15 protein-coding genes and 1 tRNA gene are annotated in these 13,934 nt (G+C 63.1%); 5 read left to right on the top strand and 11 right to left on the bottom strand.

The window, feature by feature from the left end:
* Positions 1 to 188: 188 nt before the first annotated feature.
* From EJI00_RS15895 to serS, 6 genes are all read right to left on the bottom strand, one after another.
* Positions 189 to 1,607, bottom strand: a complete 1,419-nt coding sequence (locus EJI00_RS15895) for a sensor histidine kinase (protein WP_126748468.1) — start codon at positions 1,605 to 1,607, stop codon at positions 189 to 191.
* 199 nt (positions 1,608 to 1,806) lie between these two features.
* Entirely contained in the window at positions 1,807 to 2,583 is a 777-nt protein-coding gene (locus EJI00_RS15890) for a glycosyltransferase family 2 protein (RefSeq protein WP_126748467.1), read from the bottom strand.
* A complete protein-coding gene (locus EJI00_RS15885; protein ID WP_126748466.1) occupies positions 2,580 to 3,929 on the bottom strand; it encodes a hypothetical protein in 1,350 nt (449 codons plus the stop codon). The genes EJI00_RS15890 and EJI00_RS15885 overlap by 4 nt, the downstream gene beginning before the upstream one ends.
* Before the next feature lie 48 nt (positions 3,930 to 3,977).
* The gene (locus EJI00_RS15880) at positions 3,978 to 4,421 is read right to left on the bottom strand and encodes a hypothetical protein (RefSeq protein WP_126748465.1); all 444 of its coding nucleotides are present in this window, start codon (positions 4,419 to 4,421) and stop codon (positions 3,978 to 3,980) included.
* Between the two features lie 280 nt (positions 4,422 to 4,701).
* Positions 4,702 to 4,791, bottom strand: a tRNA-Ser gene (locus EJI00_RS15875).
* Between the two features lie 60 nt (positions 4,792 to 4,851).
* Entirely contained in the window at positions 4,852 to 6,183 is a 1,332-nt protein-coding gene (gene serS, locus EJI00_RS15870; RefSeq protein WP_126748464.1) for a serine--tRNA ligase, read from the bottom strand.
* A gap of 57 nt (positions 6,184 to 6,240) precedes the next feature.
* On the opposite strand from serS, the gene EJI00_RS15865 reads away from it, so the two are divergent.
* A complete protein-coding gene (locus EJI00_RS15865) occupies positions 6,241 to 6,642 on the top strand; it encodes a VOC family protein (RefSeq protein WP_126748463.1) in 402 nt (133 codons plus the stop codon).
* A gap of 15 nt (positions 6,643 to 6,657) precedes the next feature.
* On the opposite strand, the gene EJI00_RS15860 is transcribed toward EJI00_RS15865, so the two are convergent.
* Genes EJI00_RS15860 through EJI00_RS15850 form a run of 3 tightly spaced genes read right to left on the bottom strand, consistent with a single transcriptional unit; the run spans position 6,658 to position 9,025 of the window.
* Positions 6,658 to 7,620 carry a threonine/serine dehydratase gene (locus tag EJI00_RS15860; RefSeq protein WP_126748462.1) on the bottom strand — a complete coding sequence of 321 codons (963 nt, stop codon included), beginning with the start codon at positions 7,618 to 7,620 and terminating at the stop codon, positions 6,658 to 6,660.
* The gene (gene ispH / locus EJI00_RS15855) at positions 7,617 to 8,585 is read right to left on the bottom strand and encodes a 4-hydroxy-3-methylbut-2-enyl diphosphate reductase (protein ID WP_126748461.1); all 969 of its coding nucleotides are present in this window, start codon (positions 8,583 to 8,585) and stop codon (positions 7,617 to 7,619) included. Before ispH ends, EJI00_RS15860 begins: the two co-directional genes overlap by 4 nt.
* Positions 8,582 to 9,025: a peptidylprolyl isomerase gene (locus EJI00_RS15850; RefSeq protein ID WP_028259435.1), complete on the bottom strand. Its 444-nt coding sequence runs from the start codon at positions 9,023 to 9,025 to the stop codon at positions 8,582 to 8,584. Before EJI00_RS15850 ends, ispH begins: the two co-directional genes overlap by 4 nt.
* Positions 9,026 to 9,134: 109 nt before the next feature.
* Between EJI00_RS15850 and radC the strand changes: the two genes are divergently transcribed.
* Both radC and EJI00_RS15840 read left to right on the top strand, forming a co-directional pair.
* Positions 9,135 to 9,812: a RadC family protein gene (radC, locus tag EJI00_RS15845; protein WP_126748460.1), complete on the top strand. Its 678-nt coding sequence runs from the start codon at positions 9,135 to 9,137 to the stop codon at positions 9,810 to 9,812.
* Entirely contained in the window at positions 9,812 to 10,471 is a 660-nt protein-coding gene (locus EJI00_RS15840; protein ID WP_126748459.1) for a Smr/MutS family protein, read from the top strand. The genes radC and EJI00_RS15840 overlap by 1 nt, the downstream gene beginning before the upstream one ends.
* A gap of 24 nt (positions 10,472 to 10,495) precedes the next feature.
* On the opposite strand, the gene EJI00_RS15835 is transcribed toward EJI00_RS15840, so the two are convergent.
* Both EJI00_RS15835 and EJI00_RS15830 read right to left on the bottom strand, forming a co-directional pair.
* Positions 10,496 to 11,719, bottom strand: a complete 1,224-nt coding sequence (locus EJI00_RS15835) for an NAD(P)/FAD-dependent oxidoreductase (RefSeq protein WP_126748458.1) — start codon at positions 11,717 to 11,719, stop codon at positions 10,496 to 10,498.
* A gap of 33 nt (positions 11,720 to 11,752) precedes the next feature.
* A complete protein-coding gene (locus EJI00_RS15830; protein ID WP_126748457.1) occupies positions 11,753 to 12,175 on the bottom strand; it encodes a group II truncated hemoglobin in 423 nt (140 codons plus the stop codon).
* Between the two features lie 174 nt (positions 12,176 to 12,349).
* Between EJI00_RS15830 and EJI00_RS15825 the strand changes: the two genes are divergently transcribed.
* Positions 12,350 to 13,177, top strand: a complete 828-nt coding sequence (locus EJI00_RS15825; protein WP_126748456.1) for an ABC transporter substrate-binding protein — start codon at positions 12,350 to 12,352, stop codon at positions 13,175 to 13,177.
* A gap of 57 nt (positions 13,178 to 13,234) precedes the next feature.
* On the top strand, positions 13,235 to 13,930 hold the full coding sequence (locus EJI00_RS15820; protein ID WP_126748455.1) for an amino acid ABC transporter permease: 696 nt from the start codon (positions 13,235 to 13,237) through the stop codon (positions 13,928 to 13,930).
* Positions 13,931 to 13,934: the final 4 nt, after the last annotated feature.

Below are 13,934 nucleotides of genomic sequence, written 5' to 3'. Positions count from 1 at the left end.
ACTAGTCTCGAGACTGAGGCTCGCCCCCAGGCTCCGCGCACTTCGTGCGCTTCTCCTTCCCCCTACCGGGGGCAACACCAGAGGCCCGGCGAAGCCGGTTCCTCGGTGTTTCTGAAAGGGGACCGGGGCGAATTTGTTGGCTGCTGAAAACCGCGCTGGCGCGGTTTTTTTTGGCTGCAGCCGGGTGCTCAGCCGCCGCCGGAGGCGCTGACGCGGGCTTGGGCCACGGCTTCGTCGGCGTCGTGCAGTGCGACTCGGAACACGCTGCCGCTTCCGAGGCGCGAGCGCACGCTGACGGGGTGGCCGAGCACGTGGGAGAGCCGGGCGACGATGGCCAGGCCCAGGCCGAAGCCGTCGGACGTGCCGGCATGGTCGGCCACCTTGTAGAACTCCAGGAAAACGTCGCGCAGGTGTTCGGGGGCAATGCCGATGCCGGTGTCCCACACCTCGATGCGCATGCCCTCGCGCGTTTGCCGCGAAGCGAGCAGCACGCCGCCGTCGGAGGTGTACTTGATGGCATTTGCGATCAGGTTGCCGATCATGCGGCGCACGCGAATGGGGTCGGTCAGAAAGCTGCCTTCCGTCACGTGCACGCGGAAATCGAGCCCCCGGCTTTCAGCGACCGGGCGGTACTGCAGCTCGAGGTCGTGCAGAAGTTCTGCCACGTCCACACGCTCGATGTGCAAGCGCACTTGGCCTGAATCGATGCGCGCCAGGTCGAACATCGAATCGAACAGCGCATTCACCGCGTGCGTGGCGCGAACGATCTTCGGCGCGAGTTCCAGCACCAGTTCGGGCTCGTTGCGCAGCCAATCGGCGTAGAGCGAGAGCGCCAATACCGGCTGGCGCATGTCGTGCGCGGCGCTCGCGAGAAAGCGGTTCTTCATGGCCACGGCAGCCACCGCGGCCTGCCGCTGCTGCGTGAGCGACTTGATCAGGATGTGGTTGTGGAACAGCAGCTCCAGGCTGTTGCGCGCCGTTTCGTGAATATGGCGGCCGGCCCGCAGCAGCAAGAACCAATGCAGGATCGGCAGGATCGGCATCAGGTAGCCGTACTGGAAATGCGGCTCCACGATGTTGATGCTCACCAGCCGGATCAACACCGCACCGAGCATGGTGATGAACAGGGTGTTGACGTAGCGCTTGAGCAGCGGCGGGTGCAGCGCCAGCCCGTTGAGCGGGAACGTGCCCACGCCAGCCACGATGAGCCAGCTCATGAACTGATTGACCTGTGGCGTGCGCTCGAAGAACAGCAGGATCGATGCGCCCCACACGATGGCGCTGGTGCTCCACACGAAGCCGTAGCGCTCGGTGAACTGCAGTTGCGCCGCGGCGCTCCGGCCGGCGTAGCGCACCGCATAGACCCGCCCCCCCCAGGCGCGGAAACCCGTGGCAGCAAAGCCGAAGGCAAGCCACGTGAGCAGCTCCCAGTGGGGCACGTAGCTCCAGTTCAGGCCGACCATCAACGGCATGAGCGCCGCCGACACGATGTAGGAGCCGCGCGCGGAGCGCATCAGGCTGCGGATCAGCTCGCCGCGCACCCACGATTCGGCCTCGTCAGCCGAAGCCGGGACCGGTGTCACGCTTGCGATCGACGCATTGGCCATGTGGCGCTTCGCCCCCTCTTTATTCGACTACAGGAAATCCCTCGGCATGCGGGGCTTGAAGAGGTGGCGATCTTAACGGCGGTGCGCAGAGCAGCTTCACGCCAACCAGCTATGCACGCCGCCTCGAAAGCCGCGAAGTCGAAGAAAAGCAACAAGAGCAGCGACCTGCATCCCCTCACGCAACTCGCTGACCTTGCAGTCACCTGAGATGAAGCCAGGGATGGCGCATGGTAAGTTCGATCTTGAGCCTGGGAGTTGCGCCAACCGTATCGGTGCGAAGCATCGAAGTGCCGTGGACCCGGTATCTACACAGAATCTCTGGCAAGTACAGTGCCCGCATTCCCTTGTCGACAAACTTGCACCAGAAGTCGAAATCTTCCCAGCCACCTTCGATGTGGGTGTATCCGCCAGCTTGACGCCACGAGCGCTTGGAGATCAGCGCCATGGCGTCAACATAATTGCCGGCCCTAAAAAAACTCTTGCTCCAGACATCTGCATATCCGAGGCCGCTTTGATCTCCAAACAATTCGATCTGGGTGTATGCAGCATCGAACTCTCGGTGTTCGATTGGCCCGAACAAGCGGGCAAGCGCGCGAGGGTAGATCTGGTTGTCAGCGTCGATAACGAATACAGGATCCGTCCGCGCGTGTTCAAACGCAGTGTTCCGAGCCTCCGCCAACCCTTGGTTGCGCGTGTGCCTAAGCAGCGAGGTCCGATCGAACCGGTGGCTGTTCTGCTCCATCCAGTGTCGAGCCACCGCGACTGAGTCGTCCTTCTCGGAGTGATCGTCCACGACGATCAACTCGATGCGCGGATGCGTTTGCCGAGCGATCGAATCCAGGCACTCAACAACAAATCGGGCGTAGTTGAACAGACTTACAGCAACTGTAATCCCGTCCTTGGCTGGCCCCGCTCGATTGGTTTTTTCGAAGACGATCTCGAAGGGCACCAGCCGGGGCGATGTTCGCACATTCATGGTCCGGTTCCACCCAGTTGCTTGGAAAGAAACGAAAGCATGGCGTCGGTTCGGACAAAGTTGGCTTCATTGCTCGACAGAAGGTCAGCCGTGTTCTTCAATACCCTCTGTGCATCGCGCTGCCCATCGACATCGAAGATCAGCCATTCCAGTAGATTGGGAATATGGCGAGCTTCTTCCTCAAAAAAATGCTCCCCAGGCCGCAGATGCGGATGAGGCAAACATGGATCGGTAACAACAAGCGCTCCGGACGCCATGCCCTGCCTCACCATTCGATGCCATTCGAAATAGGGAAACTCGTCACGATGAATGTTAAGACTGATTTTTGAATGACCTGCTACATGGCCGGCTAGACGGGTTAGCGATCTGCCTTCCGTATAGTCAAGAATTGGTCCATGCCACTGTCGACGGTAGTAGATAAATGAGGACAGCTTTGCAAACGTCGCCGCATTGCGCCCAAAAAAAGACTCTCTCCGCGCGCTTTCGCTTCCAAAAAAGGAAACATCGATTGGACGCCCGGTCCATGCGCGCGGATTAAAAATCTGGCCCTTAGCATTCGTTGGGAGTGCGTCGACGAGGGGATGATCCATATCCTCATCCTCGAGCCAGCGAGTCTGCAGTGTTGCACCAGGCTCGAGGTGCATGGCAGGTATTCCCGCTTCCCCGAACAGATGGGCAGCCTGTGGTGAAATATCAAACACACCCTGTGACGCCACGATTGCGGGCATTGCCTTTGCAAACCAGGGGGTATGCAGCTGTTCGGTGTTGTAGACGAATGAGGCCGAGACCACGGCATCCCTCATCCACTCTTTCCCCACACCCAGAGTAAAGAATTCGTGAGGAGCTACCACGATACTCAGAGGCGGCATGCTGGCTATATCCGAGTTCTCATCTTGTATGACAACATCCAGGCCGGCGCGCCGCAGATCAAGTGCGAGATCTCCCGCAATTTCCTTCATGAACGTATTGCCTAACGAACTTACGTAGACCGATGCGTGGGGATATTGCGCTCTGAATGCCCCGGCGCGATCGTGGAAGGATGACACAACCGGAGCGGCGGGTGACGATTCATCGGTTGATGAATCGGACGCATTCGCTAGCGAACGCGCGATCTGTTCAGGTTTGAATAGAGGCGCTCCTTGCGGAGCACCATAGCAGAGCGCGTGATAGAAGGTGTCGCCGTCGCTACCATCAACTGCACCCGGATGCATTTCACGGTAATCCTTCTCAGAAAACAGCGGCATCGCTGTTAACCTTCGGGCAGATTTTTCCGCCAGCGAACGTGAAAAGTGAGGAAGGTAAGAACTTGCCTCTTCCGGTTTAGCGAGCCGAGAGAAGTTATTCATAGAATGAATAAACGCTTATTTGCCAACTTCAAATTCACTGCAATAGACTCAGGAGCGCGATCGAAAGATATTGCTAATCTTCGAGCGTAATTCTGCCGGAAAAATTCGAGCCACAACACGAAGCGGAGCAGTGAGTTTCCAGCTTGTTGAAGACAGCACGGCTGCCAATTGCTCATTGCAGGCGTTCAATCGTTGCTTCAACTCTCTTTCGCGCTCTATTAACAAGTTCAAAGAGTCTCTCTGAGTGGCACTTGATCTTTCAAAATGAGTGCGAAGATCATTAAAACTTTCCTCCCATTGCTGTTTTTTCAATTGCAGGGTTCGCTGAGCACTCTCACGCATGCCAATTTCCCTCTCTAACACAGCTTGCAATTCAGTGATATACTGCCGCGTTTTTAGGGTGCATCCCCATGCATCTGCAGTAACGGCATCGGCATCGCCACTCGACGCATATTGCGCATCTTGAGCATGCGACTGATTAGACTCGGCCATCTTGAAAGAGTTAAAAAACTAGTTTACGAAACCCGGGTTCCAGATAAAGCTCGGTTCGTGCGCCTTCTTAGCTAACCGCAATGAGATACATTGCAGACTCACTCGAAAATGCGAATTCGATAGCTGAATGCCCGATGCATTATGACCGCTCGAAGAAGCGAGATTCCGGGTGTATCGAGCACCTCGGCGAAACGTAAGGATGTTGTGCAAAATTTCCTGTAAGCCGAAAGATTACAGAAATAAAAAAGCGCCTTAAAAGGCGCTCTTTTACTTAACTTGCTGGAGGAGAGGGAGGGATTCGAACCCTCGGTACTATCGCTAGTACGCCTGATTTCGAGTCAGGTACATTCGACCACTCTGCCACCTCTCCGGTGCTGTCGAGCCTGCGATTCTAGCAGACAAAAACGGGGGGTTTAAAGCCCCGGGCGCGTCAGGCGCGCAACACTTCCAGCCCGCCCAGGTAGGGCCGCAGCGCGGCAGGCACGTTGATCGAGCCGTCTTCGTTCTGGTGGTTTTCCAGCACCGCGACCAGCGTACGGCCCACGGCCAGGCCCGAGCCGTTGAGCGTGTGGACGAGCTCGTTCTTGCCCCGCGCGTTCTTGAAACGGGCCTGCAGGCGGCGGGCCTGGAAGGCTTCGCAGTTCGAGACCGAGCTGATCTCGCGGTAGGTGTTCTGCGCCGGCAGCCACACCTCGAGGTCGTAGGTCTTGGTGGAGCCAAAGCCCATGTCACCGGTGCACAGCAGCACCACGCGGTACGGCAGTTCAAGCGCCTGCAGCACGGCTTCGGCGTGGCCGGTCATCTGCTCGAGCGCGTCGTAGCTCTTTTCGGGGTGGACGATCTGCACCATCTCGACCTTGTCGAATTGGTGCTGGCGGATCATGCCGCGGGTGTCGCGCCCGGCGCTGCCGGCTTCGGAGCGGAAGCACGGCGTGTGGGCCGTCAGCTTGATCGGCAGCTGCGACTCGGGCACCACCTCGTCGCGCACGAAGTTGGTCAGCGGCACTTCGCTGGTGGGAATGAGATAGAGCGCCGAATGGTCGGGCGCGGGCTCGCCGTCCTGCCCGCCCTTCTTGGCCGCAAACAAGTCGCCCTCGAACTTGGGCAGCTGGCCGGTGCCGCTGAGCGTGGCGGCATTGACGATGTAGGGCACGTAGCACTCGGTGTAGCCGTGCTTCTCGGTCTGGGTGTCGAGCATGAACTGCGCGAGCGCGCGGTGCAGCCGGGCAATCGGCCCCTTCATCACCGAGAAGCGAGAGCCCGAGAGCTTGGCACCCATCTCAAAGTCGAGCCCGAGCGGTGCGCCCAGGTCGACATGGTCTTTTGCGGCAAAGGCCAGCGGCGTGGCGTTCGCGCCGGCACCGCCTTGCGGGCTCCAGCGGCGCATTTCGACATTGCCCGCTTCATCTTCGCCGACCGGCACGCTGGCGTGCGGCAGGTTGGGCACGGCCAGCAGCAAGGCGTGCAGTTCGGGCTGGATCTCATCCAGGCGCTTGGACTGCGATTCCTGCTCGGCCTTGAGCGCGTTGACTTCGGCCATCAACGCATCGACCGATTCGCCCTTGGCCTTGAGCGGGCCGATCTGCTTGTTGAGCGTGTTGCGGCGGGCCTGGATTTCCTCGGTGCGGGTTTGCAGCGTCTTGCGCTCGGCCTCGAGAGCGGTGAACGCCGATACATCGAGGTAGGGCTGGTTCTTCTTGCGTTTTTCGAGGCCGGCCACGGCGGAGGCCAAATCTTTGCGGAGCAGGGTGATGTCGAGCATGCAAGGATTTTAGGCGGGCGTGGTATCTCGGCCTCGACAACCAAAGGGGAAACAACAATGCAAGCCTATCTGACATTCAACGGCAACGCCGCCGAGGCACTGGCCTTCTATGCCAAGGCGCTGGGCGGCAAGGTCATCTTCAGCATGACCTTCGGCGAAAGCCCCATGGGCGCTGAAACGCCCGAGGCCTACAAGGGCAAGATCATGCACGCCACGCTGGAAGCGCGAGGCCACCAGTTGATGGCATCCGACATGCCGCCAGGCATCGCGTTCGAAGGCTACAAGGGGTTTTCGCTCTCGGTGCAGGGCAACAACGTGGACGAAGGAAAGAAGCTCTTCGAAGCGCTGGCCGAGGGCGGCGAAGTCACGATGCCCTACGGCCCGCAGTTCTGGGCTGTGGGCTTCGGCATGCTGACCGACAAGTTCGGCGTGCCTTGGATGGTGAACTGCGAGAAGTAAGCCAGAGCTGCGCCGTCAGCCGACCGTGGCCGGATCAACATTTGCGCCGCAGACGATCAGGCACACCTTCTCGCCTGCGCGTGGCATGTAGGCGCCGGTCTGCAGCGCTGCCAGCGGCAGTGCGGCGGCGGGTTCCACGGCCAGCTTCAGTTCCTTCCACAGCCACTGCTGGGCGGTGCGGATGGATTCGTCGGACAGCAGCAGCGCGTCCTGCACGTACTTCTGGGTAATTTCCCAGGAAATGGCGCCGATGCGCCGCGCGCCGAGCGAATCGGCGGCAATGCCGCCCACGTCGACGTCGACCGGCTCGCCGGCCTGGCGGGCACGGAACAGCGTCGGCGCTTTTTCGGGTTCGAGCGCCACCACGCGGGCGCGCTGTTCGAACCAACCGGCTAAACCGCCGATCAGGCCACCGCCGCCCACGCTCACGAGCACCGAATCGGGCAGGCCGCCCTGCGCTTCGATCTCGACGCCCAGCGTGCCCGCGCCTGCCACCACTTCCGGCTGGTCGTAGGCATGGGTCAGCAAGGCGCCGTTTTCCTTCTGGCGCACGAGGCAGGCGGCCAATGCGTCTGGGTACAGCTCGCCGACCACGACCACCTCGGCACCCAGCGCACGCAGCCGCGCGCGCTTGGCTTCGGGTGAAACGCCGGGCAGGAACACCTGGCAGCGCACGCCCAGCGCCTTGGCCGCCGCCGCGGTGGCAATGCCGGCATTGCCGCCCGACGCCACGACCACGCCGCTTTCGGGAATGCCGTTGGCCAGCAGGCGGTTCATCATGCCGCGCGCCTTGAAGCTGCCGCTCACCTGCATGTGCTCGAGCTTGAGCCACACCTCCACGCCCGGCACCTCGATGCCGAAGGCGGAGGCCGGCAGCTTCCAGAGCGGGGTTTCGCGCAGGAAACCGCCGGAGCGTTCGCGCAGCCTGCGGGAAGCGCTCTCTGTTTCAAGGCGCCAGTTCGTCGTGTCGTTGTTCAAGAGATGTGTCCCGGGGGTGGAATGTCGTCGAGCTTGAGGCCCTTGGGCAGCGGAAACTTGATGGTTTCCTCGATGCCGTCCATCTTGCGGACCGACACCGCGCCGAACGCCCGCACGCGCTCGATCACCTCGCGCACCAGCACTTCGGGGGCCGAGGCGCCCGCCGTGAGGCCGATGCGGCCCTTGCCTTCGAACCACTCCGGCTTGAGCTCTTCAGCCGAATCGACCATGTAGCTTTCGGTGCCGAGGCGTTGTGCCAGTTCGCGCAGCCGGTTGCTGTTGGAGCTGGTGGGGCTGCCGACCACAATCACCAGGTCGACCTGGGGGCTCAAGATCTTCACCGCGTCTTGCCGGTTTTGCGTGGCGTAGCAGATGTCCTGCTGCTTGGGCTCGCGCACCATCGGAAAGCGCGCGCGCACGGCGGCCGCGATTTCGGCGGCGTCGTCCACGCTGAGCGTGGTCTGCGTCACAACGGCGAGTTTTTCGGTCTGCGCGGGCGACACCGTCGCCACGTCTTCCACGTCTTCGACCAGGTGGATGCCGCTGGAGAGCTGGCCCATGGTGCCTTCGACCTCGGGGTGTCCCTTGTGGCCGATCATGATGAACTCGTAGCCTTCCTTGCCGAGCTTGGCGACCTCGACGTGCACCTTGGTCACCAGCGGGCAGGTGGCGTCGAAAACGTCGAAGCCGCGGTCGCGCGCCTCCTGCTGCACCGCCTTGCTCACGCCATGGGCGCTGAACACCAGGGTGGCACCGGGCGGCACGTCGGCCAGGTCTTCGATGAAGATCGCACCCTTGGCCTTGAGCTCGTTCACCACATAGGTGTTGTGCACGATCTCGTGGCGCACGTAGATGGGCGCGCCAAACTTGGCCAGCGCGCGCTCGACGATTTCAATGGCGCGGTCCACCCCCGCGCAAAAGCCGCGCGGCTCGGCAAGAACGACTTCCTCGAGGCCCTTGTTCATAGAACTCCGATCAGCCGCACCTCGAAGGTCACGGGCTGCCCGGCCAATGGGTGGTTGAAGTCGAAGCGCACCGCGGTTTCGTTCGATTCGACCACCGCGCCGGCGTAGCTGCCCGAGCCGTCGGGCGTGGGGAACTGCACCACGTCGCCCACTGCATATTGCTCGTCGGGGTCGCCCATCTGGGCCAGCAGCTTCCTGGCCACCCATTGCTGCATGTCGGGGTTGCGCTCGCCAAAAGCCTCGCCGGCGGGCAGCTCGAAGGTGGCATGCGTGCCCTCTTCCAGGCCCATGAGCCGCTGCTCCATGGCCGGCGAAAGTTCGCCCGTGCCCAGCGACAGGGTGGCGGGCTTGTCGGCGAAAGTGTTGATGATGTCGCCCGCCGGACCGGCCAGCCGGTAATGCAGGGTAAGGAACGAGCCGGAAGTCACGACGTGGGACATGGGTGCAGCGGAGGTAGGCAAAGACAAGGTGGGTGTCCCGATAAACTGGACTGCATTTTAAGGAGCCGGGGCTTCCGCCTGCTCTTTCAAGGTTTCACCCAGGTTTTCGATGGCATTCAAGGATCTCCCCGCCCACGTCCGCCCGCGCGAAAAGCTCATCGCGCGAGGCGCCGCCGCGCTGGCCGACGCCGAACTGCTGGCGTTGCTGCTGCGCACGGGCGTCGCCGGAAAAAACGTGCTCCAGCTTGCCCAGGAGCTGCTCGACCACTTCGGCGGCCTTTCGGGCCTGCTGCAGACCAGCGCCGAAGACCTGAAGGTCATCAAGGGCATGGGCGGCGATGCCAAGCGCGCCGAACTCATTGCGGTGCTCGAACTGGCGCGCCGCGCCATGGCCGAGCGGCTGAAGGAGCGAGCGGTTTTCGATTCGCCCGGGGCCGTGAAGGAATATCTGCAAATGCACATCGGGTCGCGCCCGTACGAGGTGTTTGCGGTGCTGTTTCTCGATGCGCAGCACCGGCTGATCGTGCTCGAAGAACTGTTTCGCGGAACGCTCGCCCAGACCAGTGTCTACCCGCGCGAGGTGGTCATGCGCGCGCTGCACCACAACGCCGCGGCCGTGGTGCTTTCGCACAACCACCCGAGCGGCAGCATCGAGCCCTCGCGCGCCGACGAATCGCTGACGCAGACGCTCAGGGCGGCGCTTTCATTGATCGACGTGCGCGTGCTCGACCACGTGATCGTCAGCGCCGGCCAGAGCTTTTCAATGGCCGAGAAAGGGCTGCTCTGATGGCTTCCCGCACGCCGCCCATCAAGAACCTGGCAGACCTGAAGCAGGTGCAGCGCACCCTGGCCGAAACCCGCGAGCGCGAAGCGGCTGCGGCAGCCGCCAAGGCCGCCGCCGAGCGCAAGCGCGCGGCCGAAAAAGACCTGTTCACGCGCGCCATTGGCGCGACGGAGCCGCTTCGCCGCAAGGCGGCCGTGGTGCCGCTTGCGCCGGAGCCGCCCGCACCCATCCCGGTGCAGCATCAGCTCGACGAACAGCGCGTGCTGCGCGAATCGCTTTCCGACGAGTTCGACGTGACGACCTTGCTCGACGTCGACGACGCGATGAGCTTTCGCCGCCCGGGCATAGGCACCGACGTGACCGCGCGGCTGCGCAAGGGCGACTGGAGCATCCAGGCGCAAATCGACCTGCACGGCCTGCGCAGCGACGAGGCCCGCGAGGCGCTCGGCGGCTTCATTCGCAATGCCTACAAACAGGGCCTGCGCTGCGTGCGCGTGGTGCACGGCAAAGGCCTGGGCTCACCCGGCAAGCAGCCGGTGCTCAAGACCAAGGCGCAGCGTTGGCTCATCCAGAAGAACGAGGTGCTGGCCTTCGTGCAGGCCAAGCCGGCCGAGGGCGGCGCAGGTGCGCTGGTGGTGCTTTTGGCGCCAGCGCGGCGCTGAACGCCGCGCTACGGCGCGCTTCCGCTATACCAAGTGATTCTTGAGCGGGACGGCCGCGTCGGCCACCGCCGCCGCATCCGGACTGCGCCCTGCTTCGAGCAGCTTGCGGCTCATCATGTGATCGACCGGCGCGTTGACCGATTCAACGCACATCAGCTGTCCATCCACATAGTGGAACAGAGAGAACGCATCGGGCTTGGGTCCGGCGCGCCGCACGCTCGCCAGCCCCGGGGTGCCCTCGGCCGGCATCAGGCCCACCATCTGCAGCCTCAGGCCGCCCTGGTCCGACCAGAACCACGGCACCGCGTCGTACGGCCGCGCGGCGCCGGTCAACGTGGCCACGGCCGTGCGCGCCTGGTCGTTCGCGTTCTGCACGGACTCCAGCCGCAACGGGCGGCCTGCGCGCCGATCAGGGAAGCGCGTGCAATCGCCTACTGCGAGCACGTCGGCCGCGCTGGTCTGCATATGGCTGTCGACCACAATGCCGTCCGCGCATTCGATGCCCGCGGCCTGCGCCAATGCGGTCTCGGGCACGGCACCAATGCCGAGCAGCAGCAGGTCCACCGGCTGCTTCGCGCCGTTGACCTGGATGGACAGCAGCCGGTCGCCCTCGACCTCGAACGCACCGGTACGCGCACCAAGCACGATGTCGATGCCCGCCGCGCGATGCGTCGCGAGCACATGCGCCGACAGCTCGGGCGACACGGCGCGGCCCAGGAGCCGCGGCGCGCTTTCGATCACCTGCACACGCTTGCCGAGCGCATTGGCGGTGGCCGCCACTTCGAGCCCGATGAACCCGCCGCCCAGCACCGTGACATGCTGCGCATCGGCCAGCCGTTCGCGCAGGCGATGCGCCTCTTCGGCCGCGCGCAGGGTTGCGACGTTTTCAAGGCCCGGCTTCAGGTCGGGCATCTGGCGCGCACGCGTGCCGGTGGCCAGCACCAGCCGCTCCCACGGCAGAACGGCACCCGAGCGCAGCGTCACGGTGTGCGCCTCGCGGTCGATGGCCACGGCCGCATCGCCCAGGTGCAGCGTGATGCCGGCTTCGCGGTACCAGTCGGCGGCCTTGTGGGGTTGCCTGGTCTCCTCGGCGCTCTTCAAAAAAGCCTTGGAAAGCGGCGGCCGGTGGTACGGCTCGCAGGCCTCCTCGCAAACCAAGTGCACGCGCGCGCCCTGCCCGGCTTCCGCCAAACCCGCGCAAAGCTGGGCCGCGGCATGGCCGCCGCCGATGATGACGATTGAATTCATTGAAGAGAGTCTCTTTCGGAGTCGTTGTCTGTGTTATTGCTCACCGCGATTGCGCATCCAGTCCGCGGTCTGGAAGAACGAATCGCGAAGCCGAGCGCGCAATCCCTCGGGCACGCCGGTTTCGCCCATCGCCTGGTCCATGCAGGCCAGCCACTGGTCGCGCTCCTTGATGCCGATGCTGTGCCCGCCGATGCTCTGCGGCAGGTGCCGCGCGCGCAGCATCGGATGCCCGAAGCGGTCGGTGTAGTGCTGCGGGCCGCCGAGCCACCCGCACAGGAACCAGAAGAGGCGCTGGCGCGCGTTGTCCAGGCTGGTGCCGTGCACCGCACGCAGCTGCGCATAGGCGGGTTCGAGCTCCATCAGGTCGTAGAACCGGTCGACCAGCGCCTGTACCTTGGGTTCGCCGCCGATCCATTCGAACGGGGTGTCGACGGGGGGCTTTTCGTGAATCTGCATGGCGGGAGTATCCCTCCAGCAGTCTCCCCGGCCCGCACGCCGGCTGAATTCTCGCGATTCCAGTACCGGCATCAGGACCATTCGGGCATCCATATGTATATGTCGATTGAGGATTTAATAATCCACGGTTTTATTGATATGGTCCCGTCCTTGTTTTCCAAGAAGGAGAAGAACATGCGCTTGAACTTCATCGCCGCGGCCCTCGCCGCTTCCGCCCTCTTTACGGGCATTGCGGCCCACGCGGATCAGCTTGCCGACATCAAGAAAAAAGGCGAACTCGTGGTGGGCGTGCTCGGCACCGACGAGCCCGCGACCTTCATCGATCCGAAGACGCGCCAGATCGTCGGCTACGAAGTCGACCTGGTGAACGCGATTGCCAAGAGGATCGGCGTGAAGCCGGTGCTCAAGCAGATTGCCGTGGCCGCGCGCATCCCCGAGCTGCAGCAGGGCCACGTCGCCCTGGTGGCCGCGGGCCTCACGCACAACAAGGAGCGCGAGGCGCAAATCGACTTTTCTCTCACCACCTTCGTCACCGGCCAGAAGGCGATCGTGAAAAAGGACAGCGGCATTACCGACGTACCCCAGCTCGCCGGCAAGAAGGTGCTGACCATCCGCGGCGGCACGCAGGAGCCGAACATTCGCAAGGCCGTGCCCACCGCCGAAGTGGTGACCTTCGACACGAGCCAGCAAGCCTTCCAGGCGCTGCAGCAAGGCAAGGGCGTGGGCTATGTGGACGACGAGGCCGCGCTGCTGCGCAGCTACGCCAAGCTTGGCCCGCAGAAGGCCAAGTACGTCGTGCTCAAGCAGAACCTGAGTACCGAGGCGCTGGCCATCGGCATCAAGAAGGGCGAGAGCGGCCTGAAGGCGGTGGTGGACGACACGCTGCGCGAACTGGAGAAGTCGGGCGAAGCGCAGAAGATCTTCGTCAAGTGGTACGGGCCGAACACGGCGTCGGGCTTCCAGACGCGCGACTTCAAGTTCGAGAGCGACAAGATCGACTGATCTCGTAACGGTAGGGAGGGAGCGAATCCCGCCGCGGCGGTGATACTGTCGCCCCTCATGCCCCTGTTCGACTATTCGCTGCTGCTCACCGGCCAGTACCACGACATGCTGGTCGCGGGCCTGCTGCTCTCGCTGCAGCTGCTGGCGGCCTCGCTGCTGTTCGCCCTGCCCATCGCGCTGGTGGTGGCGCTGCTGCGCCTTTCGCCCATCGCGCCGCTGCGCTGGCTCGGCTTTGCGTATGTGGAATCGATCCGCAACATTCCGCTGCTCGCGCACATGCTGTTCTGGTACTTCGGCGCGCCCGAGCTGCTGCCCGAAGGCATCAAGCAGTGGCTGTACGCGGGCCACATCGAGGCCTACAGCGCGATCATTGCGCTGGCGCTCTACACGGCCGCCTTCATGGCCGAAGACATCCGCAGCGGCATCCGCGCGATTCCTACGGTGCAGTTCGAAGCGGGCCGCGCGCTGGGTTTCGGCTTCATGGGCGCCATGCGCCGGGTGGTGCTGCCGCAAGCGCTTCGGGTGACGGTGCCGCCGCTCATCTCGCAGACGCTGAGCCTTTGGAAGAACACATCGATTGCCACGGTGATCGGCGTGGCCGAGCTGATGTACCAGGCCGGGCAGGTCGAGAGCGCAACCTTCCGCAGCTTCGAGTCGTTCGCGTTCGCGAGCGCGGCGTACCTGACGGTGTCGCTCGCCATCACCGGGCTGGCCACCTGGTACCACCACCGCTTTCCCGTGCGAACCATCTGAGGCC

Source organism: Variovorax sp. DXTD-1 (assembly GCF_003984625.1).
In the GTDB taxonomy this organism is placed as follows: Bacteria; Pseudomonadota; Gammaproteobacteria; order Burkholderiales; family Burkholderiaceae_C; genus Variovorax.
The sequence above is the reverse complement of the archived record's forward strand: the minus strand, read 5'-3'. Positions and strand labels throughout refer to the sequence as shown.